Origin of the sequence: Citrobacter sp. RHBSTW-01044, from assembly GCF_013781945.1 — a bacterium.
GTDB classification, from domain to species: domain Bacteria; phylum Pseudomonadota; class Gammaproteobacteria; order Enterobacterales; family Enterobacteriaceae; genus Citrobacter; species Citrobacter braakii.
Genome location: NZ_CP056180.1, coordinates 4,437,711 through 4,458,261 on the forward strand (window position 1 = coordinate 4,437,711; position 20,551 = coordinate 4,458,261).

Annotated in this window: 21 protein-coding genes; 10 read left to right on the forward strand and 11 right to left on the reverse strand. The window is 51.2% G+C overall.

Annotation, left to right across the window (positions count from 1 at the left end; genetic code table 11):
- Positions 1-13 precede the first annotated feature (13 nt).
- Positions 14-3,328 carry a miniconductance mechanosensitive channel MscM gene (gene mscM, locus HV352_RS21260; protein WP_016151404.1) on the forward strand — a complete coding sequence of 1,105 codons (3,315 nt, stop codon included), beginning with the start codon at positions 14-16 and terminating at the stop codon, positions 3,326-3,328.
- Positions 3,329-3,378: 50 nt separating this feature from the next.
- Here the strand turns inward: mscM and HV352_RS21265 are convergent, their stop codons facing one another.
- The 4 genes from HV352_RS21265 to epmA form a co-directional block, all read right to left on the reverse strand.
- Entirely contained in the window at positions 3,379-3,693 is a 315-nt protein-coding gene (locus HV352_RS21265; RefSeq protein ID WP_075848982.1) for a YjeO family protein, read from the reverse strand.
- Positions 3,693-4,409 (reverse strand): hypothetical protein, encoded by a 717-nt coding sequence (locus HV352_RS21270; RefSeq protein WP_077249808.1) that lies wholly within the window; start codon positions 4,407-4,409, stop codon positions 3,693-3,695. The genes HV352_RS21265 and HV352_RS21270 overlap by 1 nt, the downstream gene beginning before the upstream one ends.
- 300 nt (positions 4,410-4,709) lie before the next feature.
- A complete protein-coding gene (gene yjeM, locus HV352_RS21275) occupies positions 4,710-6,212 on the reverse strand; it encodes a glutamate/gamma-aminobutyrate family transporter YjeM (protein ID WP_049271647.1) in 1,503 nt (500 codons plus the stop codon).
- Positions 6,213-6,426: 214 nt separating this feature from the next.
- Positions 6,427-7,404 (reverse strand): elongation factor P--(R)-beta-lysine ligase, encoded by a 978-nt coding sequence (gene epmA / locus HV352_RS21280; protein WP_046275845.1) that lies wholly within the window; start codon positions 7,402-7,404, stop codon positions 6,427-6,429.
- A gap of 324 nt (positions 7,405-7,728) precedes the next feature.
- On the opposite strand from epmA, the gene frdA reads away from it, so the two are divergent.
- Genes frdA through frdD form a run of 4 tightly spaced genes read left to right on the forward strand, consistent with a single transcriptional unit; the run spans position 7,729 to position 11,019 of the window.
- Positions 7,729-9,519 (forward strand): fumarate reductase (quinol) flavoprotein subunit, encoded by a 1,791-nt coding sequence (gene frdA / locus HV352_RS21285; protein WP_016151402.1) that lies wholly within the window; start codon positions 7,729-7,731, stop codon positions 9,517-9,519.
- Complete coding sequence (gene frdB, locus HV352_RS21290) at positions 9,512-10,246, forward strand: fumarate reductase iron-sulfur protein (RefSeq protein WP_016155500.1); 735 nt, start codon at positions 9,512-9,514, stop codon at positions 10,244-10,246. The genes frdA and frdB overlap by 8 nt, the downstream gene beginning before the upstream one ends.
- A 10-nt stretch (positions 10,247-10,256) precedes the next feature.
- Positions 10,257-10,652: a fumarate reductase subunit FrdC gene (frdC, locus tag HV352_RS21295; RefSeq protein ID WP_016151401.1), complete on the forward strand. Its 396-nt coding sequence runs from the start codon at positions 10,257-10,259 to the stop codon at positions 10,650-10,652.
- A 10-nt stretch (positions 10,653-10,662) separates the two neighbouring features.
- Positions 10,663-11,019: a fumarate reductase subunit FrdD gene (gene frdD, locus HV352_RS21300; RefSeq protein WP_003025535.1), complete on the forward strand. Its 357-nt coding sequence runs from the start codon at positions 10,663-10,665 to the stop codon at positions 11,017-11,019.
- A gap of 44 nt (positions 11,020-11,063) precedes the next feature.
- On the opposite strand, the gene ampR is transcribed toward frdD, so the two are convergent.
- Positions 11,064-11,936, reverse strand: a complete 873-nt coding sequence (ampR, locus tag HV352_RS21305) for a LysR family transcriptional regulator AmpR (RefSeq protein ID WP_181635072.1) — start codon at positions 11,934-11,936, stop codon at positions 11,064-11,066.
- Positions 11,937-12,067: 131 nt separating this feature from the next.
- On the opposite strand from ampR, the gene HV352_RS21310 reads away from it, so the two are divergent.
- Positions 12,068-13,213 carry a class C beta-lactamase CMY-83 gene (locus HV352_RS21310; protein ID WP_063859873.1) on the forward strand — a complete coding sequence of 382 codons (1,146 nt, stop codon included), beginning with the start codon at positions 12,068-12,070 and terminating at the stop codon, positions 13,211-13,213.
- Positions 13,214-13,306: 93 nt separating this feature from the next.
- Positions 13,307-13,840 (forward strand): lipocalin family protein, encoded by a 534-nt coding sequence (locus HV352_RS21315; RefSeq protein ID WP_049271636.1) that lies wholly within the window; start codon positions 13,307-13,309, stop codon positions 13,838-13,840.
- Here the strand turns inward: HV352_RS21315 and sugE are convergent.
- Positions 13,837-14,154 carry a quaternary ammonium compound efflux SMR transporter SugE gene (gene sugE, locus HV352_RS21320; RefSeq protein ID WP_016151397.1) on the reverse strand — a complete coding sequence of 106 codons (318 nt, stop codon included), beginning with the start codon at positions 14,152-14,154 and terminating at the stop codon, positions 13,837-13,839. The genes HV352_RS21315 and sugE overlap by 4 nt on opposite strands.
- Before the next feature lie 256 nt (positions 14,155-14,410).
- Between sugE and HV352_RS21325 the strand changes: the two genes are divergently transcribed.
- Positions 14,411-15,010: a LuxR C-terminal-related transcriptional regulator gene (locus HV352_RS21325; RefSeq protein ID WP_016155497.1), complete on the forward strand. Its 600-nt coding sequence runs from the start codon at positions 14,411-14,413 to the stop codon at positions 15,008-15,010.
- A 30-nt stretch (positions 15,011-15,040) separates the two neighbouring features.
- Here the strand turns inward: HV352_RS21325 and ecnB are convergent, their stop codons facing one another.
- The 3 genes from ecnB to efp all read right to left on the reverse strand — a co-directional run bounded on the left by ecnB (position 15,041) and on the right by efp (position 16,053).
- The gene (gene ecnB / locus HV352_RS21330) at positions 15,041-15,187 is read right to left on the reverse strand and encodes a lipoprotein toxin entericidin B (protein WP_016151395.1); all 147 of its coding nucleotides are present in this window, start codon (positions 15,185-15,187) and stop codon (positions 15,041-15,043) included.
- 107 nt (positions 15,188-15,294) lie between these two features.
- The gene (gene ecnA / locus HV352_RS21335) at positions 15,295-15,429 is read right to left on the reverse strand and encodes a lipoprotein antitoxin entericidin A (RefSeq protein WP_016151394.1); all 135 of its coding nucleotides are present in this window, start codon (positions 15,427-15,429) and stop codon (positions 15,295-15,297) included.
- A 57-nt stretch (positions 15,430-15,486) separates the two neighbouring features.
- A complete protein-coding gene (gene efp, locus HV352_RS21340; RefSeq protein ID WP_003025478.1) occupies positions 15,487-16,053 on the reverse strand; it encodes an elongation factor P in 567 nt (188 codons plus the stop codon).
- A gap of 41 nt (positions 16,054-16,094) precedes the next feature.
- Here efp and epmB point away from each other — a divergent pair, with 41 nt between their 5' ends.
- The gene (epmB, locus tag HV352_RS21345; protein WP_047358982.1) at positions 16,095-17,123 is read left to right on the forward strand and encodes an EF-P beta-lysylation protein EpmB; all 1,029 of its coding nucleotides are present in this window, start codon (positions 16,095-16,097) and stop codon (positions 17,121-17,123) included.
- 183 nt (positions 17,124-17,306) lie between these two features.
- On the forward strand, positions 17,307-18,170 hold the full coding sequence (yjeJ, locus tag HV352_RS21350) for a YjeJ family protein (RefSeq protein ID WP_016155495.1): 864 nt from the start codon (positions 17,307-17,309) through the stop codon (positions 18,168-18,170).
- A gap of 86 nt (positions 18,171-18,256) precedes the next feature.
- Here yjeJ and HV352_RS21355 read toward each other — a convergent pair whose 3' ends face one another.
- Both HV352_RS21355 and groL read right to left on the reverse strand, forming a co-directional pair.
- Positions 18,257-18,610, reverse strand: a complete 354-nt coding sequence (locus HV352_RS21355; protein ID WP_016151391.1) for a DUF4156 domain-containing protein — start codon at positions 18,608-18,610, stop codon at positions 18,257-18,259.
- A 252-nt stretch (positions 18,611-18,862) separates the two neighbouring features.
- The gene (gene groL, locus HV352_RS21360; protein WP_003025464.1) at positions 18,863-20,509 is read right to left on the reverse strand and encodes a chaperonin GroEL; all 1,647 of its coding nucleotides are present in this window, start codon (positions 20,507-20,509) and stop codon (positions 18,863-18,865) included.
- Positions 20,510-20,551: the final 42 nt, after the last annotated feature.

A 20,551-nucleotide genomic window follows, 5' to 3' on the forward strand; every position in this document is an offset into this window, starting at 1 on the left:
AGGAATCGCTGCTGTGCGCCTGATTATCACTTTTCTGATGGCCTGGTGCCTCAGCCTGGGGGCGTACGCTGCGACGGCCCCCGATGCCAAACAACTCACCCAGGAACTGGAGCAGGCAAAAGCGGCGAAACCTGCTCAGCCAGAAACCGTCGAGGCTCTCCAGTCCGCGCTGAATGCCCTCGAGGAGCGTAAAGGTTCTCTCGAGCGTGCCCAGCAATATCAGCAGGTTATTGATAACTTCCCCAAGCTGTCCGCAACATTACGCGCGCAGCTTAGCAACCTGCGCGACGAACCGCGCAATGTGCCAACCGGACTCACCACCGATGCGTTAAACCAGGAGATCCTCCAGGTCAGCAGCCAACTGTTGGAAAAGAGTCGTCAGGCCCAGCAGGAGCAGGATCGCGCCCGGGAAATCGCCGACTCGTTAAGCCAGCTTCCTCAACAGCAAACCGATGCCCGCCGCCAGCTAAATGAGCTTGAGCGACGTATTGGTACCGCCAACTCTAATCCCGCGCAGAATCAGGCGATGCAGGCTGAATCCGCCAAACTCAAAGCCCTGGTCGATGAACTGGAGCTGGCGCAGCTTTCCGCTAATAACCGCCAGGAGCTGGCGCGTATGCGCTCAGAGCTGGCGGAAAAACAGAGCCAGCAGCTCGATACTTACCTGCAGGCTTTGCGCAACCAGCTCAACAGTCAACGTCAGCGTGAGGCAGAGCGAGCGCTGGAAAGCACCGAACTGTTGGCGGAAAACAGCGCGGGACTGCCGGAAGGTATTGTCGACCAGTTCAAGGTTAACCGCGAACTGTCTCAGGCATTAAACCAGCAGGCGCAACGTATGGACCTGGTAGCCTCGCAACAGCGTCAAGCCGCCAGCCAAACGCTGCAGGTGCGCCAGGCATTGAATACGCTGCGAGAGCAGTCTCAGTGGCTTGGGGTCTCAAATATGCTGGGAGAAGCGCTGCGCGCGCAGGTATCCCGTTTACCGGAAATGCCCAAGCCTCAGCAGTTGGATACCGAAATGGCGCAGCTTCGCGTGCACCGTATGCGCTATGAGGATCTCCTCAACAAACAGCCGCAGTTGCGTCAGATTCATCAGGCCGATGGACAACCGCTGACCGCTGAACAGAGCAGCATTCTCAACGCCCAGTTACGCACCCAACGTGAGCTGCTGAACTCTTTGTTACAGGGTGGCGATACGCTGATCCTTGAGCTGACCAAGCTCAAAGTCTCTAATAGCCAACTGGAAGATGCGCTAAAAGAGGTCAACGAAGCAACGCACCGTTATCTGTTCTGGACGTCGGACGTTAGCCCCATCTCCCTCTCCTGGCCTGTCGACATCGTCCAGGATCTGCGGCGTCTGATCTCATTAGATACGTTTAATCAGTTGGGCAAAGCCAGCATCATGATGCTGACCAGCAAAGAAACGCTGCTCCCGCTTTTCGCGGCATTGGTGCTGGTTGGCTTTAGCCTCTCTTCGCGCAAACACTTCACCCGTTTTCTGGAGCGTTCATCTGCCCGGGTCGGGAAAGTCACCCAGGACCACTTCTGGCTGACGATACGCACGGTGTTCTGGTCGATACTCGTCGCTTCTCCGTTGCCGGTGCTGTGGGCAACGCTCGGTTACGGATTGCAGGAAGCCTGGCCTTATCCATTGGCTGTCGCTATCGGGGATGGCGTTACCGCCACGGTGCCCATGCTGTGGGCAGTAATGATTTGCGCCACCTTTGCGCGCCCCAACGGTCTGTTCATTGCCCACTTTGGCTGGCCGCGTAACCGCGTCGCGAAAGCCATGCACTATTACCTGATGAGTATCGGGCTGATTGTGCCGCTGATCATGGCGGTGATTATGTTTGATAATCTCAATGACCGGGAATTCTCCGCCTCACTGGGGCGTCTGTGCTTTATTCTGATTTGCGGTGCGCTGGCGGTCGTGACCCTGAGCCTGAAACGCGCCGGAATACCGCTGTACCTCGATAAAGAAGGCAACAGCGATAACATGGTCAACAGCATGCTGTGGAATATGCTGATGGGCGCACCGCTGATTGCCATTCTCGCTGCGGCAGTGGGCTATCTCGCCACGTCGCAAGCTTTATTGGCGCGTCTGGAAACGTCCGTAGCTATCTGGTTCTTGTTACTGGTGGTGTATCACGTTATCCGCCGCTGGATGCTGATCCAGCGCCGCCGGCTGGCGTTTGACCGCGCCAAGCATCGACGTGCCGAAATGCTGGCGCAGCGCGCACGGGGTGAAGAAGAACCAGCGCATTCCACCAGCCTTGAAGGCACGATTGATGTTGATGAAAGCGAAGTGGATCTGGATGCTATCAGCGCGCAATCGCTGCGCCTGGTGCGCTCTATCCTAATGCTTATCGCCCTGCTCTCGGTCATTGTGCTGTGGTCAGAAATTCATTCCGCTTTCGGCTTCCTGGAAAATATCTCGTTGTGGGATGTCACCTCCACGGTGCAGGGTGTGGAAAGTTTAGAGCCGATAACGCTGGGTGCAGTGCTTATCGCAATCCTGGTGTTTATCATCACTACCCAGTTAGTGCGCAACCTGCCCGCGCTGCTGGAGTTGGCGCTGCTGCAACATCTCGATTTAACCCCCGGCACCGGTTACGCCATCACCACCATCACCAAGTACCTGCTGATGCTGATTGGCGGTCTGGTGGGCTTCTCAATGATCGGTATTGAGTGGTCCAAACTGCAATGGCTGGTAGCTGCTCTCGGTGTCGGTCTGGGCTTTGGTTTGCAGGAGATCTTCGCCAACTTTATTTCCGGCCTGATTATCCTCTTTGAAAAACCAATCCGCATTGGCGACACGGTGACGATTCGCGATCTTACCGGTAGCGTGACGAAAATTAATACCCGCGCCACGACCATCAGCGACTGGGACCGCAAAGAGATCATCGTGCCCAACAAAGCCTTTATCACCGAGCAGTTTATCAACTGGTCGTTATCGGATTCGGTCACCCGTGTGGTATTAACCATCCCGGCACCGTCGGAGGCTAACAGCGAGGAGGTTACGCAGATCCTGCTTACTGCCGCACAACGCTGCTCGCTGGTTATCGATAACCCGGCGCCAGAAGTCTTCCTGGTTGACCTGCAGCAAGGGATTCAAATCTTCGAACTGCGTATTTATGCCGCTGAGATGGGGCATCGTATGCCGCTGCGCCACGAAATCCACCAGCTGATTCTGGCAGGCTTCCGCGAGCACGGTATCGATATGCCGTTCCCACCGTTCCAGATGCGTCTGGAGAGCCTCGGCGGTAAGCAAACGGGAAGAACCTTAAGTTCTGCGGGCAGAAGCAGTCGCCCGGCGGGGAGTTTGTAAGTCATGCCACAATAAGACGTGAGGTGTGCTTACACTACCCAGCGTCTTATTTACCAGCATAATTGATATCTAATGATAAAACGCCATAACCAAAAAAGCAGGAGAGTCGCCATGATAGAATATTGCCAGATACCGCGCTGTCTTCTCCATACGATCGCATAGATAAAAGGAATAAACAGAGGTAGTGTTAAGATTATGCCCACAGAACGAACATCGTCGTCCTCAATATAATCCATGACATCACAGACATTATTAATTCCCCTACCGTCAATAAACCATTCCTTGTCCTGAGTTGAAAACATAATTATCAATACAATGCTAACTATGCCCCAGATGAAATTCAATGTAAAAGACTTCCAACTCATTAGCCGCCTCGCATAATTTTAAGTATTGCATCTTTCTTTTCTATAATTCGACGACCATATTCACTATACTCACGATCCGGAAAACCGGGTTGTTCACTAATAGATTGGATAATATCCTTTTTATTTCTCATGGTTCCACGATTATATCTAGAACCAGCCAATATTATTTGTTCATCTGTCAAGTACATAGTATCAGAATCTGGATTGTCATATAAAATAAGATCGCGTAAATGGAATGCTACAACCCGAATATTAAAGTGGTTATCAAGCAAACACTGCGACAAGCGGAATTGCTGAAAATGAGTCAGTTTATCTGGGTGAATACCTATTGTTCTTGCTGCAACGCCTATCTGGATAGCAACTGAACCGACAGATGTAGCATTCGACCATTCATTGCTGCTCTTTCCCAATACTTCTTCAATTACCTGTCTAAATTGCAGAACACCAACACCTTTAAATCTCTCTGGAGTTCCGCCAACTTCTGCGACAGCAACACCTGCAAGGAGTAATTCTGGGACTCTTGCTTCATAAGCACATTGTTTTATAATAGTTCTATGGTGAATTAACCAAGCCGTTTTATAATACCAAAGATATGATTTCCCAGTCATAAAACGCCAATTGGTAGGTAGGGCATACCAACGGAAAAAATCCAACCCGTTCCAATGAGGAAAACCATATTCGTCTATCTCACAAAATGGCGGAGAGCTGATCATCATAAAAATTTAATCACCAAGGCAATGTAAACATTGACCTAACAATAGCCATGATTCTCAACCAGTAATGAGACAGACATCACAAGCATAAAAGGAAAAATCAGAAGTTATATTTTTTAAAATAAATTCATAGCAGCAATCATTTCCAATTATACAATATCACCCCAAGATGATTGTCATAATAAATATATCATAGATATACACACGAATTTCATTTTGATAAATTATAAAAATGATTTATTACGAACAAAGCCCGAACGGTATCCCTATCGGGCTTTGCGGAAATTCAATATTTATCTTTCCTTAGTCTGTCACCCACCGGGGGAGTTTCACCATACGACGGCTGTAGTTCTGATAAATCGCCATTGCCAACAGCGAGAAGAAGATCGGGCCTCCGGTCATCCACAATGCGCTGTTCCAGTCCCCAGCTTCAATCACCGGCTGGATGATGGTGAACACATTGGCAAACGTCACCACCAGCACAACCACCGATGTGGCCAGCAACGTCGCCGCTCGGGTTTTAAAGACAACAAACGGTCTTTCCAGGTCCGTACGGGCTTTAAAGAACGGAAACGCCAGCGCGAGGAACAGATACGGTAGCGTCATCGAGACGTTCGCCATCAGCGTCAGTTTGTTATAGAACGCTGAAGCCGTATCGCCGCCAAACGAAACCAGCAGGATAAACAGGCTCACCAGCAGGCACTGCAACCACATTGCCGTCGTCGGCATCCCCACGGCATTCAGTTTGGTCATCGGCGCTGGCCACAGCGCCTTCGGCGTTCCCTGAATAATCGCTTTCAGTGGCGAATAGCTGAGCGTGAAAAAAGCGCCGGTATAAGCGAGAAACATAGAAAGCCCGGTGATACGCGCGAACCACACCCCCGTCGTCATCGCGGTTTCAGGAGAAAGATGCAGCGCGTTACCTAACGCCATCCCGAGGCTTTTCATTAGGATATACGTTATATTGCCGAGGTTGACCGAGCTATTGCTTAATACTTGCTGCCAGTTGGTGCTAACGCCCCATAAAAATATGGCCAGTGAATAACCGACAGAAATGACAATCGCGGCAAAGACAATGCCTTTCGCAAAGTTCTTTTCTGGCTTTTCTGTTTTATCAACTAATCCACCCACGGCTTCTATTCCGCCGTATGCAAAAATGGCAAACACAACAAATGACAACATGGCCAGACCGGACTGATATCCCGGATTAGGTGAGGAGATGAAATTAATATCCTGCGCAAAGTGACCACCAGTTAATAACAAAATAGCGACACTCACTAACAACAGAACTAAATTAAGACACATTACGGCAATTCCGCCTACAGCCGTAATACGAGCAATCTTATTAATACCCCGGGAGGCCACGCAGGTTACCAGAATCATCCAACCGACGGCGAGCAACCCGACGACCTGCGTAGGCTCAAGCCCCGCAAAACGCCAGTGCTGCGTCATGTCTGCGCCAAATAAGAAGGTTGAAAAAGGTACCCAGACTTTCGCTGCGGTGCTTACCATCCATATCACATAGGAAGAAAACCACATAAACGTGCCGATAAACGCATAGCGTGGCCCAACGCTATTATTCATCCACGAATAGATTCCGCCCTCTTCTTTCCGATAGGCAGCCCCCATTTCCGCCATCATTAAAGCAAATGGGATAAAGAATAATAATGCAGAAAATATATACCAAGGAATCGCGCTATACCCCATTAGATAGAATGCGGAGGGGCTATTCGCAAAACCGAAAACAGACGTAAATATCATGAGGATGAGACCTATAAGGCTCATCTTTTTTATTGTTTGGGTCATTAAACCATCCCTTACTCTGGCAAGCGTTTAACAAACGCCACTCACCGGTTGGCACTGCCCTCTTTTCAGAGTTCAGCGATAGAAAAATCAACACAGAATTGATACCTGAACGATATCAAATATCCAGGAGTAAATTGTGGCTATTAGAGGGTAAATGAAAAAATATGCTACAAAGTGGCCATTTCACCGCCACTTTGTATTGAAGGAGAGTACGTTACGCGCGATCGACGGTAAATGCGATAACCTCGGCCAGGCTCTCTGCGCCCAATGCCAGCATCACAAGACGGTCAACGCCCAGCGCCACACCAGAGCAATCCGGCATACCCACTTTTAACGCTTCAAGCAGGTTAGTGTCGATAGGCTGCTGCGGCAAGCCACGCGCGGCACGTTTGCGGTTATCCTGTTCAAACCGCTGCTGCTGTTCGCGCGCGTCGGTCAATTCATGGAAACCATTCGCCAGCTCAATACCTTTGTAGTAAACCTCGAAACGTTCAGCCACGCGGTGATCTTCGGTACTGATTTGCGCCAGTGATGCCTGGCTGGCCGGGAAATGATACACAAACGTCGGTTTGTCTTTGCCAATATGCGGCTCAACGCCCATCGTAAACAGCAACTGCAGTAAGGTGTCCCGGTCTTCTTCGGTATCGGCGATATTACTGAGATCCAATTTCGCCGCCACTTCCCGCAGTTGGGTTTTATCAGCAGACAGCGGGTCTATCTCCAGATGGCGCTGGAAGGCTTGCTGGTAAGAGAGACTTTCCGCAGGTGAGCAGTCCAGCACCTGCTGGAGCAAATCATCCACTTCATTCATCAGGCGATACATATCGTAGTGCGGACGATACCACTCGAGCATGGTGAATTCAGGGTTATGATGACGCCCCATCTCTTCATTACGGAAGCTGCGGCACAGTTGATACACAGGGCCGCATCCTGCCACCAGCAGGCGCTTCATATGGTATTCCGGGCTGGTCATTAAATAGAGATTCATTCCCTGGGCGTGTCCAGGGCCGACGAAACGCGTTTCGAACGGGAACAGATGGATGTCCGTTACCGTTGCCTGACTCATACAAGGGGTCTCAACCTCAAGCACGCCACGATCGGCAAAAAAGCGGCGAATCTCCGCTATAATTGCTGCACGTTTTAACAGATTGGGGATGGACGCGCTCGGCTGCCAGGTTGCCGTTTCGCTCATGGTTGTTTCTCCGATTTAAGACAAGGGCACGAAGTCTACTCGTATCGCGTTAACGAGACAAATTTCGCGCGCCAATAATCCACACTGGCAATTGGATAAAAAAAGCGACATGGGGTGGTTTAGTAATTAAATTAATCAAATTCAATGATAATTCCCCCCTTTGACACGCTAAAAAAATCGAACACGTCAAATTTCCCGCACATCCCTGAGACTATACTATTGTACCTATAAAGGAGCAGTGGAAACGCGTTCATAACCTGTTTGAAGCCGATGAAGCATCTGATTTCAGGCAGGAATGAAATAACAACAATCTGGAGGAATGTCGTGCAAACCTTTCAAGCCGATCTTGCCATTATAGGCGCCGGTGGCGCGGGATTACGTGCTGCAATTGCTGCCGCACAAGCAAATCCCAACGCTAAAATCGCACTGATCTCAAAAGTGTACCCAATGCGCAGCCATACCGTTGCTGCCGAAGGCGGCTCTGCTGCTGTCGCGCAGGATCATGACAGCTTTGACTACCATTTTCACGATACGGTAGCAGGCGGAGACTGGCTGTGTGAGCAGGATGTCGTGGATTACTTTGTCCACCACTGCCCAACTGAAATGACGCAACTGGAACAATGGGGCTGCCCATGGAGCCGCCGTGAAGACGGTAGCGTCAACGTACGTCGCTTCGGCGGTATGAAAATCGAGCGTACCTGGTTTGCCGCGGATAAAACCGGCTTCCACATGTTGCATACGCTGTTCCAAACATCTTTGCAGTTCCCGCAGATTCAGCGCTTTGACGAACACTTCGTTCTGGATATCCTGGTTGATGATGGCCATGCTCGCGGCCTGGTTGCCATGAACATGATGGAAGGCACGCTGATGCAGATCCGTGCTAATGCTGTTGTGATGGCAACGGGCGGCGCAGGTCGTGTTTACCGTTACAACACCAACGGCGGCATCGTAACTGGCGACGGTATGGGCATGGCGCTGAGCCATGGCGTTCCGCTGCGTGATATGGAATTCGTTCAGTATCACCCGACGGGTCTGCCAGGCTCTGGTATCCTGATGACCGAAGGCTGCCGTGGTGAAGGCGGTATCCTGGTCAACAAAAACGGCTACCGTTATCTGCAAGACTACGGCATGGGTCCGGAAACCCCGCTGGGCGAACCGAAAAACAAATACATGGAACTCGGTCCGCGCGACAAAGTTTCTCAGGCTTTCTGGCACGAATGGCGTAAAGGTAACACCATTTCCACCCCGCGTGGCGATGTGGTTCACCTCGACCTGCGTCACCTCGGCGAGAAAAAACTGCTCGAACGTTTACCGTTCATCTGCGAACTGGCGAAAGCCTACGTGGGTGTCGATCCGGTTAAAGAGCCGATCCCGGTACGTCCTACCGCGCACTACACCATGGGCGGTATCGAAACCGATCAGCACTGTGAAACCCGCATTAAAGGTCTGTTCGCTGTGGGCGAATGTTCCTCTGTTGGTCTGCATGGCGCTAACCGTCTGGGTTCTAACTCCCTGGCGGAACTCGTGGTCTTCGGTCGTATGGCCGGTGAACAGGCTGCAGAACGTGCTGCAACGGCTGGCGCTGCAAACAGTGCCGCGCTCGATGCGCAGGTTGCTGGCGTTGAAAAACGTCTGAAAGATCTGGTTAACCAGGAAGGTAACGAAAACTGGTCTAAGATCCGTGACGAAATGGGCCTGTCCATGGAAGAAGGTTGCGGTATCTACCGTACACCGGAACTCATGCAGAAAACCGTTGATAAACTGGCGGAGCTGCAGGAACGCTTCAAGCGCGTCCGTATCACTGATACCTCCAGCGTCTTCAACACCGACCTGCTGTACACCATCGAACTGGGTCACGGTCTGAACGTTGCTGAATGTATGGCGCACTCTGCTCTGGCGCGTAAAGAATCCCGCGGCGCGCATCAGCGTCTGGATGAAGGCTGCACCGAGCGTGACGATGTGAACTTCCTCAAACACACCCTCGCCTTCCGCGATGCTGACGGCACGACTCGCCTGGAATACAGCGACGTGAAAATCACCACTCTGCCACCGGCTAAACGTGTTTACGGTGGCGAAGCGGAAGCAGCCGATAAGAAGGAGAAGGCGAATGGCTGAGATGAAAAACCTGAAAGTTGAGGTGGTGCGCTATAACCCGGAAACCGATACCGCGCCGCACAGTGCTTTCTACGAAGTTCCTTATGATGAAACCACGTCACTGCTGGATGCGCTGGGCTACATCAAGGATAACCTGGCACCGGACCTGAGCTACCGCTGGTCCTGCCGTATGGCGATCTGCGGCTCCTGCGGCATGATGGTCAACAATGTACCTAAACTGGCGTGCAAAACCTTCCTGCGTGATTACACCAGCGGCATGAAGGTTGAAGCGCTTGGCAACTTCCCGATTGAGCGCGATCTGGTCGTCGACATGACGCACTTTATCGAAAGCCTGGAAGCGATCAAACCGTACATCATTGGTAACCCGCGTACACCGGATCAGGGTCCAAACACCCAGACTCCGGCGCAGATGGCGAAGTATCATCAGTTCTCCGGTTGCATCAACTGTGGTCTGTGCTACGCCGCGTGCCCGCAGTTCGGCCTGAACCCAGAGTTCATTGGACCGGCTGCGATTACGCTGGCGCATCGTTACAACGAAGATAGCCGCGACCACGGTAAGAAGGAGCGTATGGCTCAGTTGAACAGCCCGAACGGCGTCTGGTCCTGTACTTTTGTGGGCTACTGCTCCGAAGTCTGCCCGAAACACGTCGATCCGGCTGCGGCCATTCAGCAGGGTAAAGTTGAAAGTTCAAAAGACTTTCTTATCGCTACCCTGAAACCACGCTAAGGAGTGCACGATGACGACTAAACGCAAACCCTATGTGCGACCAATGACGTCCACCTGGTGGAAAAAGCTGCCATTTTATCGTTTTTACATGCTGCGCGAAGGCACGGCGGTTCCGGCAGTCTGGTTCAGCATTGAACTGATTATCGGCCTGTTTGCACTCAAGCATGGTGCAGAGTCCTGGATGGGCTTTGTCGCCTTTTTGCAAAACCCGGTGGTGGTGATCCTGAATATTATCGCCCTGGCAGCAGCGCTGCTGCATACCAAAACCTGGTTTGAGCTGGCGCCAAAAGCTGCCAACATCATCGTAAAAGACGAAAAAATGGGGCCAGAGCCGATCATCAAAGGTCTCTGGGCAGTTACTGTGGTTGCGACAGTAGTAATACTGTTTGTTGCCCTGTTCTGGTAAGGAGTCCGGAATGATTAATCCAAATCCAAAACGCTCTGACGAACCCGTATTCTGGGGCCTGTTTGGTGCAGGCGGTATGTGGAGCGCAATCATTGCGCCGGTGATGATCCTGCTGGTCGGCATTATGCTGCCGCTGGGCTTTGTTCCTGATGCTTTCAGCTATGAACGCGTACTGGCATTCGCTCAGAGCTTCATCGGACGTGCGTTTCTGTTCCTGATGATCGTTCTGCCGCTGTGGTGCGGTTTACACCGTATGCACCACGCGATGCATGACCTGAAAATCCACGTGCCTGCGGGCAAATGGGTATTCTACGGACTGGCAGCTATCCTGACCGTTGTAACGGCTATTGGGATCCTGACCATCTAATCGCATGCGTTAATTATCAGGCCCGCCAATGGCGGGCCTTTTTATTAGTGCAGCATCCCGGTCAACCAGCGGGAAAACTCACGCATCGCGGACGTCTCCGGACGAGATTGTAAACGCGTTATCCAGTAACTCCCCAGATCAATCTGCGTTAGAAAAGGCTGCACGATACGTTCACTACTGAGCAAATGCGTGAACATTCTTACCGGTGCAATTGCCACACCAATCCCCGCCTGCGCGGCTTCCAGCATTGAGATGGACGAGTCAAACACCACCACGTTGTGCGTCGGTGACGGAGGCGCTTCTCCGGCGGCCTGCATCCAAAGCGTCCATTCATCACGCCGATACGATCGTAATAACGGAAATTTCAGGATGTCCACAGGTGCTTTAATCTGCGAGGCCAATGTCGGTGAACACAGCGGAGACATCAGCGCGCTACACAAATATTGCGCATCGGTATCGTGCCAGGCTCCTCCTCCGTAGCGAATAGTATAATCCAGCCCTTCGGCGGCGGGATCCACACGGTTATTGTGGGTGGAAATATGCAAATCAATATGTGGACAGTGGCGCTTAAAGTCGCTCAGCAGAGGGAAAAGACAACCGACCGCAAAGGTCCCCACCACGCCAATTTTTAGTTTTTCCTGAGTCTGTTTAGTGGCAAAACGATCCAGAATCCCCGCCATACGATCGAAAGAGTCATTAAGTACAGGTAACAGACTTTCCCCTTCAGTCGTCAACATTAACCCTCGAGAACCACGCACAAAAAGCTGACAATTCAGCTGTTGCTCTAGCGCTTTCACATGCTGGCTTATTGCAGAATGCGTCACGTTGAGCTCAATCGCAGCGCGGGTAAAGCTGAGATGTCTGGCCGCTGCTTCAAAAGCCCGCAGCGAGTTAAGGGGGATATAGCTACGCGTCATTATCTGGCCTGTTAGAAAAACTTATATCTGCTGCTAAATTTAACCGTTTGTCAACACGGTGCAAATCAAACACACTGATTACGTCTGACGGGCCCGGACACCCTTTCGCTTTTAATTACGGAACTGATTTCATGATGAAAAAATCGATATGCTGCGCGCTGCTGCTGACAGCTTCGTTCTCCACGTTTGCCGCCGCAAAAACAGAACAACAAATTGCCGATATCGTTAACCGCACCATCACACCGCTGATGCAGGAGCAGGCTATTCCGGGTATGGCCGTTGCGATTATCTATCAGGGGAAACCTTATTACTTTACCTGGGGTAAAGCCGATATCGCCAATAACCGTCCAGTCACTCAACAAACGCTGTTTGAACTCGGATCGGTCAGTAAAACGTTCAACGGCGTGCTGGGCGGCGATGCTATCGCCCGCGGCGAAATTAAGCTCAGCGATCCGGTCACGCATTACTGGCCTGAACTGACTGGTAAGCAGTGGCAGGGTATCAGCCTGCTGCACTTAGCCACCTACACGGCAGGCGGCCTGCCGCTTCAGGTTCCGGACGACGTTACGGATAAAGCCGCGTTACTACGCTTTTATCAAAACTGGCAGCCGCAATGGGCCCCAGGCGCTAAACGTCTTTATGCTAACTCCAGCATTGGTCTGTTTGGCGCCCTGGCGGTGAACCCCTCAGGCATGAGCTACGAAGAGGCGATGACCAAACGCGTCCTGCGCCCCTTAAAACTGGCGCATACCTGGATTACGGTTCCGCAGAGCGAACAAAAAGATTATGCCTGGGGTTATCGCGAAGGAAAGCCAGTGCATGTATCCCCTGGGCAACTTGATGCCGAAGCCTACGGGGTGAAATCGAGCGTTATCGATATGACCCGTTGGGTTCAGGCCAACATGGACGCCAGCCAGGTTCAGGAGAAAACGCTCCAGCAGGGCATCGAGCTTGCGCAGTCACGTTACTGGCGTATTGGCGATATGTACCAGGGCCTGGGCTGGGAGATGCTGAACTGGCCGGTGAAGGCCGACTCGATAATTAGCGGTAGCGACAGCAAAGTGGCCCTGGCAGCGCTTCCTGCCGTTGAGGTAAACCCGCCCGCGCCTGCCGTGAAAGCCTCATGGGTGCATAAAACGGGCTCCACTGGCGGATTCGGCAGCTACGTTGCTTTCGTTCCAGAAAAAAACCTTGGCATCGTGATGCTGGCAAACAAGAGCTACCCAAACCCTGTTCGCGTCGAAGCCGCCTGGCGCATTCTTGAAAAACTGCAGTAACGGACAAGGAGGCCCTGGATATTGGGCTTCCTTTCTTTCTCTTTTTTTCCTGCTGTCATCTACACTTAACAAAAATCCAGCAAGGAAAATCCCATGCGCATTCTGCCCGTCGTTGCTGCAGTTACGGCTGCATTTCTGGTTGTCGCTTGCAGCACCCCAACACCACCGAAAGGTATTACCGTAGTAAATAACTTTGATGCCACACGCTATCTGGGCACCTGGTATGAAATTGCGCGTTTCGACCATCGATTCGAGCGCGGACTGGAAAAAGTGACTGCTACCTACAGCCTGCGCGACGACGGCGGTATCAATGTTATTAACAAGGGCTATAACCCGGACAGAGGAATGTGGCAGAAAACGGAGGGGAAAGCCTACTTCACTGGCGACCCAAACCGCGCTGCGCTCAAGGTCTCGTTTTTTGGCCCCTTCTATGGCGGGTATAACGTGATTGCCCTCGACAGGGAATATCGTCACGCGCTGGTTTGCGGGCCGGATCGCGACTACCTGTGGATCCTTTCACGGACCCCTACTATTTCAGATGAAATGAAACAGCAAATGCTGGCCATCGCGACCCGGGAAGGGTTTGAGGTGAATAAGCTGATTTGGGTAAAACAGCCTGGTGCTTAGTGGGTGCTCAGCTTGAGGCCAATAATACCGGCCACAATCAGCCCGAGGCTCAGTAACCGCGCCGGGCTGGCAGATTCACCCAGCAGCAGAATCCCTGTAATGGCCGCGCCGACTGCGCCGATACCAGTCCATACTGCATAGGCGGTTCCTACAGGCAACGTACGCATTGCCCAGGAGAGCATGGCGATACTGACGATCATTGCCACAATAGTGATAATGCTTGGCGTCAAACGCGTAAAACCGTGGGTATATTTCAGGCCAATCGCCCAGACAACTTCGAGCAGACCTGCAATTAATAAAACGATCCAGGACATATCAGGCTCCAGAACAATGGGGCCGTCCCCGGTGAAAGAAGCGTTTGCAGGTCGTCCTGCAAAGCTGATGTGTGAAATGGCATTTTTGCCCGAGAGAAAATGAATTTCAACCTTTTTATTCGCTGCCCGTTAAAAGCAAGAATTAAGCATAATTAGCGGCGTAGTTCCCGCATTTGGCACTCATCGGAGTTCTCTATGATGAAGGGCTTTCTGAATCCGGAAAGTCGATTGCCTCTCTTCTGAATGCGAAAAGGTTATGCTTAAAATTTTAGTGATTGATCGGTGCCACTTTACCCGTACAGGGATTGAGGCCTTGCTTAATCATTCTGGCAGGTTCAGCTCCTCATTTCTTGTGTCAGGGATCAATAATCTCCTGTTAGCAAAAGAGCATATTTTGCAGTGGAAGCCGCATCTGGTGATCGCGGATTTATACAGTTTTATTAGCGAGACGCATACCAGTCCGCCAATTAAACCCTTTTTCATGAGCTGCGGCGTCATCCCGCTGATTTTACTGCAATCAGTTGAAAGACAGCACGCCTCAATTGCTTCCTCTCAATCCGTCGCCCATTCGGTCTTAACCAAGCACACCACGTTGAACGCGCTCTCACACACGATTCAGGAGGCGCTACAGCTTCGTCCCACGTTAGAAATAGCCGAAAACGCGACTCCGCTGCTTACGCCGCAGGAGGAGAAAGTATTGTCGATGTGGATGGATGGTGTGAGTAACAATGCGATAGCCGCCGCACTCAGCATTCATGGCAAGACGGTCTACACCTATAAACGGAATATCCGCATGAAACTGCACATGGGGAACCGCTTCTCGCCGTTTCTCTCACTCCCCGGGAAGGGGAATTAACGGTACGACGTGACGTCGTACCGTTCATGATTATTGTTGAGCTTTTGTCGCTGCACCAGAGATTGCGCTACCGCCCTCAGAGATATCCTGCCCAACACCTTTCGTGGTATTGCACGCAGTCAACACTGAAGAAAGAACCAACACAGAAAAGATCGCAGCAATTGTCTTTTTAACCATAACGTCTTCCTTTTCTAGCCAATATTGTTTGTGTATAGCTCATTAATAATAGACAAGATCCGCAAGTGTGATGGATAAACAACCGTTTTTAAGACTATGAGAGAGTGTTAGCTGGCGGCGTGAGAGATTGAATTGCCAAGATGTTTGATGTCTTCACCGAAGCCGCGCGCGGTATTACACCCCGCCAGGAGAGTGCTGGTGAAAAGGATGAGCATTACAAGACTGAGAAGACGTTTCATCATTCCTGCCCTGGAAAAAGTATGGCGCAGCAACCTGCGCCATAAGATCAAATAGATATCTTATTTTACGCGAGAAACGTATTCGCCGGAGCGAGTATCCACTTTGATCACTTCACCGATCTGTACGAACAGCGGAACTTTAACGACTGCGCCAGTAGACAGAGTAGCCGGTTTGCCGCCAGTACCAGCGGTATCGCCTTTCAGACCTGGGTCAGTTTCAACGACTTCCAGCTCAACGAAGTTTGGCGGAGTCACGGAGATCGGCTGACCGTTCCACAGGGTCACGATGCATTCAGCCTGGTCCAGCAGCCATTTAGCGTTATCGCCTACCGCTTTCTCGTCTGCAGCCAGCTGTTCGAAAGTGGTGTTATTCATAAAGTGCCAGAACTCACCGTCGCTATACAGGAAGGTCAGGTTCATGTCGGCTACGTCTGCGCCTTCAGCGGAATCGGTAGACTTGAAGGTTTTCTCTACGCGAGTACCGGTCAGCAGGCGACGCAGCTTAACGCGCGCAAATGCCTGGCCTTTACCTGGTTTAACGAATTCGCTGGCTTCAACCGCATAAGGTTCGCCGTCCAACATGATTTTAAGACCAGCACGAAAATCGTTGCTATAGTACGTTGCCATAAGGCCCTCTGAAAATTGTTAACTGGTAGCTAAGCCACAAAATGGCGCATATTGTAACCCTAAATACCCCATCCAGAGAAGATTGGTTATCGCAACTTGCCGATGTTGTGACCGATCCTGATGAACTTCTGCATCTTTTGAATATAGACGCAGATGAAAAACTGTTGGCCGGACGCGACGCGAGACGACTTTTCGCCCTGCGCGTACCGCGCGCCTTTATTGCTCGTATGGAAAAAGGCAATCCGGACGATCCGCTTTTGCGTCAGGTACTTACTTCCCAGGAAGAGTTTGTTGCTGCACCTGGCTACTCGACCGATCCGCTGGAAGAACAGCACAGCGTGGTCCCCGGTTTGCTGCATAAATATCGCAATCGGGCGCTGTTGTTGGTTAAAGGCGGTTGCGCGGTAAATTGTCGCTATTGCTTCCGCCGACACTTCCCGTATGCCGAAAACCAGGGCAATAAGCGCAACTGGCAGGTCGCCCTGGACTACATTAGCGCGCATCCTGAGCTGGATGAGATTATCTTCTCCGGTGGTGATCCGCTAATGGCCAAGGACCATGAACTGGACTGGTTACTCACGCAACTGGAAGCCATCCCGCACATTAAGCGTCTGCGCATTCACAGCCGTTTGCCGATTGTGATCCCCGCGCGCATTACTGAAGGACTGGTCCAGCGCTTTGCGCGCTCCTCCCTGCAGGTTCTGCTGGTCAACCACATTAACCACGCCAATGAGGTCGATGAGGCGTTTCACCAGGCGATGGTCCGACTGCGTACCGCTGGCGTCACCCTACTCAACCAAAGCGTTTTGCTGCGTGGCGTGAACGATAACGCACAAACGCTGGCGAACCTGAGCAACGCCCTGTTTGATGCGGGGGTGATGCCCTATTACCTGCACGTACTGGACAAAGTGCAAGGTGCCGCCCACTTTATGGTCAGCGACGATGAGGCACGTCACATTATGCGTGAACTGCTGACGTTGGTTTCCGGCTATATGGTCCCCAAACTGGCGCGTGAAATTGGCGGTGAGCCAAGTAAAACGCCATTGGATCTGCAACTACGCCAACAATAACCATTATTGAGTGTCCGATTCCGGACACTCACCACGATTACTTATTATTTAAATCCTCACAAGTGGAGCCACGCTTTTAATCTGTGCTATTTTAATTAGCGCTATAAAATCATTAATTCATAATTTGTATCATTAGAACCAAATTCATAATATTAATAAATATATGGTTAGGGAGAACCTTTTATGGTTATAAGTATTAAGGGCATTAATACCGGTGTTATTCGTCAAAATAATGAATTTATTGCTTTAGCATTAAAGATAAAAGAACCAAGGAATAAAACGTCGTTATTTTTTCTTTCTCCGCTTGGGCTAAGAGATCTGCTGATCGCCCTGGAAAGCAGGCTATCCGCCAAACATCAGCTTAGCGAAGACGAGCATGCGCAATATGAGAAGGAATGCGATAAAGTCAGCAAAAAGATGCACGAAAATATTCCTTTGATTCAGGAAGATGAGCTAAAAAATGCCGACATTAATCGTCGCATAAATTCGCTGATGTTAGTGGATGACAAAGGCGAAAACTTAACATTTTCTCTGACACTGCATGATGGACAAACGTGTGAATTACTGGTTAATGAACTACAGATTCGGGTGCTGGTCCATGCTGTTATTCATGCAATAAATAATGCTGGCATGCGGGAATTAGCGCTACGAATTACATCGCTGCTGGATTTCCTGCCGCTGTACGATGTTGATTGCCAAGAAAACGACAATCTGGAATACGACTCTTATACGCACCCCGAATGGAAACAAAGCCTGTTTCATCATTATCTGGCGATTATTTACCGCTATACAGATGATCAAGGAAAAGCCCAGTTCTGTGGTTCGGTAGTAAAAACTCGCGCCCCTTCCGGCAGCAAAGAGGCCGAAGCCATTACTCGCCGTCTTCTCGATTTCAGCCCACGGCTGAAAAAGCTTGCTGGTGTACCGTGCCAAGTGTTTGTCAGAACGTTGACGGGTGATAAGGCGCAAAAGCTCAATCAGGATCAGTGCCTGCGCGCGCTGCATCATTTACGCGCTCAGTCTGTTCATAACGCTCAAAATGCCTGATGTTTCTGCGCTTATCAGGCCGACGAATTTGTATCGTAGGCCTGATAAGACGTTGTAGCGTCGCCATCAGGCATCAACAGCATTTATCAATTTGGGCACTTATAAACCTGCCCAGTCATTTCACTGGCAGTAGGAACAAAGCTGGACAGCATTCCCTGTGATGGGCTGCTGACGCCATAAATCACGTTACCACCCATTGCCGCAGCCTGGTTACGCAGATCGTTTGCTGCGCCACGCATAGAGCCACCCTCTTCGCCGTGCTGGCCAGAAAGCCAGTTGCTTTGCGTACCGGTTGCAGTGCCAATCAGTTGACACTCTGCGCCAGGCTTCTCTTCGACGAAGCGTACGCTTTGCCCGGCTGAACTCAGTTCGTTGCTGGAGCTACAACCCGCCATCAGTAGCGCGGCACCAACGATCCCTGCTAAATATTTCACGTGCATGTCATTCCCCATAATCAATGAGCTGGACGTTATGTCCGTAGCTGAATCATATACTAAAAAGATGACCAAAAGAAAAACCCCCGGACATTTCTGCCCGAGGGTTTCTCATTTTTCGCGAGATACGTATTTAATCAAATAATTCAAGTTGCAGGCAGGCGGCAGGTTCATGAATCCCCCAGTGCTTACATGAGTAAGTGACTGGGGTAAACGAACGCAGCCAATGAACCTGCGGCTTGAAGTATGAAGATTAAATTACATCATGCCGCCCATTCCACCCATGCCGCCCATACCACCAGCAGCACCTAAGTCAGGCGCATCGCCTTTCGGCAGGTCAGTAACCATGCACTCGGTGGTGATCATCAGACCCGCAACAGAAGCCGCGTACTGCAGAGCTGAACGCGTTACTTTGGTTGGATCCAGGATACCCATGTCGATCATGTTACCGTATTCTTCAGTTGCAGCGTTGTAACCGTAGTTACCGTCACCCGCTTTCACGGTGTTAGCCACTACAGACGGCTCTTCGCCGCAGTTCAGTACGATTTGACGCAGCGGAGATTCCATTGCGCGCAGCGCAACTTTAATACCTACGTTCTGGTCTTCGTTCTGACCTTTCAGACCGGCAATTTTAGACGCTACGCGAATCAGCGCAACACCACCACCAGCAACCACGCCTTCTTCTACCGCAGCACGGGTCGCGTGCAGGGCATCTTCAACACGGGCTTTCTTCTCTTTCATTTCAACTTCAGTCGCAGCACCAACTTTGATAACCGCAACGCCGCCTGCCAGTTTCGCTACGCGCTCCTGCAGTTTTTCACGGTCGTAGTCGGAAGTGGCTTCTTCGATCTGCTGACGAATCTGAGTCACGCGACCCTGGATTGCAGCTTCGTCACCCACGCCATCAATGATGGTGGTGGTGTCTTTGTTGATAACAACGCGTTTCGCCTGACCCAGATCTTCCAGAGTTGCTTTTTCCAGCTCCATACCGATCTCTTCAGAGATAACGGTACCACCGGTTAGGGTAGCGATATCCTGCAGCATCGCTTTACGACGGTCGCCGAAGCCAGGCGCTTTAACCGCCGCGACTTTCACGATACCGCGCATGGTGTTAACAACCAGAGTTGCCAGCGCTTCGCCTTCAACATCTTCAGCGATGATCAGCAGTGGTTTACCCGCTTTGGCTACTGCTTCCAGCACCGGCAGCATTTCGCGGATGTTGGAGATTTTCTTGTCAGCCAGCAGGATGAACGGGCTTTCCAGTTCTACTGCGCCAGTTTCCGGCTTGTTGATGAAGTAAGGAGACAGGTAACCACGGTCGAACTGCATACCTTCAACCACGTCCAGTTCGTCCTGCAGACCGGTACCGTCTTCAACGGTGATCACGCCTTCTTTACCGACTTTGTCCATCGCTTCAGCGATCAGTTTACCTACGGTTTCGTCGGAGTTAGCGGAGATAGTACCAACCTGAGCAATCGCTTTAGAGTCAGAGCACGGTACGGACAGTGCTTTCAGTTCTTCAACGGCAGCAGCGACAGCTTTGTCGATACCACGTTTCAGATCCATCGGGTTCATGCCCGCAGCAACGGCTTTCAGACCTTCAGTGATGATGGACTGCGCCAGTACGGTTGCGGTGGTGGTACCGTCGCCTGCAGCGTCGTTCGCTTTAGAGGCAACTTCTTTCACCATCTGCGCCCCCATGTTTTCGAACTTGTCTTCCAGTTCGATTTCACGGGCTACGGAAACACCATCTTTAGTGATGGTCGGTGCACCGAAAGATTTATCCAGAACTACGTTACGGCCTTTTGGACCGAGGGTAACTTTCACTGCATCTGCCAGTACGTTTACGCCGCGCAGCATTTTCACACGAGCGTCGTTACCGAATTTTACGTCTTTAGCTGCCATTTTCTCTTTCCCTTAAATTCGTATGTTCAGTGTCGTTCGCGG

Bases quoted from the DNA above. Each gene is read 5' to 3' on its own strand.
- HV352_RS21310 (WP_063859873.1), top strand. From the start codon at position 12,068: ATGATGAAAAAATCGATATGCTGCGCGCTGCTGCTGACAGCTTCGTTC.
- frdB (WP_016155500.1), top strand. From the start codon at position 9,512: ATGGCTGAGATGAAAAACCTGAAAGTTGAGGTGGTGCGCTATAACCCG.
- HV352_RS21355 (WP_016151391.1), bottom strand. From the start codon at position 18,610: ATGCACGTGAAATATTTAGCAGGGATCGTTGGTGCCGCGCTACTGATG.
- frdD (WP_003025535.1), top strand. From the start codon at position 10,663: ATGATTAATCCAAATCCAAAACGCTCTGACGAACCCGTATTCTGGGGC.
- ampR (WP_181635072.1), bottom strand. From the start codon at position 11,936: ATGACGCGTAGCTATATCCCCCTTAACTCGCTGCGGGCTTTTGAAGCA.
- HV352_RS21315 (WP_049271636.1), top strand. From the start codon at position 13,307: ATGCGCATTCTGCCCGTCGTTGCTGCAGTTACGGCTGCATTTCTGGTT.
- efp (WP_003025478.1), bottom strand. From the start codon at position 16,053: ATGGCAACGTACTATAGCAACGATTTTCGTGCTGGTCTTAAAATCATG.
- ecnB (WP_016151395.1), bottom strand. From the start codon at position 15,187: ATGGTTAAAAAGACAATTGCTGCGATCTTTTCTGTGTTGGTTCTTTCT.
- epmA (WP_046275845.1), bottom strand. From the start codon at position 7,404: ATGAGCGAAACGGCAACCTGGCAGCCGAGCGCGTCCATCCCCAATCTG.
- HV352_RS21325 (WP_016155497.1), top strand. From the start codon at position 14,411: ATGCTTAAAATTTTAGTGATTGATCGGTGCCACTTTACCCGTACAGGG.
- yjeJ (WP_016155495.1), top strand. From the start codon at position 17,307: ATGGTTATAAGTATTAAGGGCATTAATACCGGTGTTATTCGTCAAAAT.
- HV352_RS21270 (WP_077249808.1), bottom strand. From the start codon at position 4,409: ATGATGATCAGCTCTCCGCCATTTTGTGAGATAGACGAATATGGTTTT.
- ecnA (WP_016151394.1), bottom strand. From the start codon at position 15,429: ATGATGAAACGTCTTCTCAGTCTTGTAATGCTCATCCTTTTCACCAGC.
- epmB (WP_047358982.1), top strand. From the start codon at position 16,095: ATGGCGCATATTGTAACCCTAAATACCCCATCCAGAGAAGATTGGTTA.
- groL (WP_003025464.1), bottom strand. From the start codon at position 20,509: ATGGCAGCTAAAGACGTAAAATTCGGTAACGACGCTCGTGTGAAAATG.
- HV352_RS21265 (WP_075848982.1), bottom strand. From the start codon at position 3,693: ATGAGTTGGAAGTCTTTTACATTGAATTTCATCTGGGGCATAGTTAGC.
- yjeM (WP_049271647.1), bottom strand. From the start codon at position 6,212: ATGACCCAAACAATAAAAAAGATGAGCCTTATAGGTCTCATCCTCATG.
- sugE (WP_016151397.1), bottom strand. From the start codon at position 14,154: ATGTCCTGGATCGTTTTATTAATTGCAGGTCTGCTCGAAGTTGTCTGG.
- frdC (WP_016151401.1), top strand. From the start codon at position 10,257: ATGACGACTAAACGCAAACCCTATGTGCGACCAATGACGTCCACCTGG.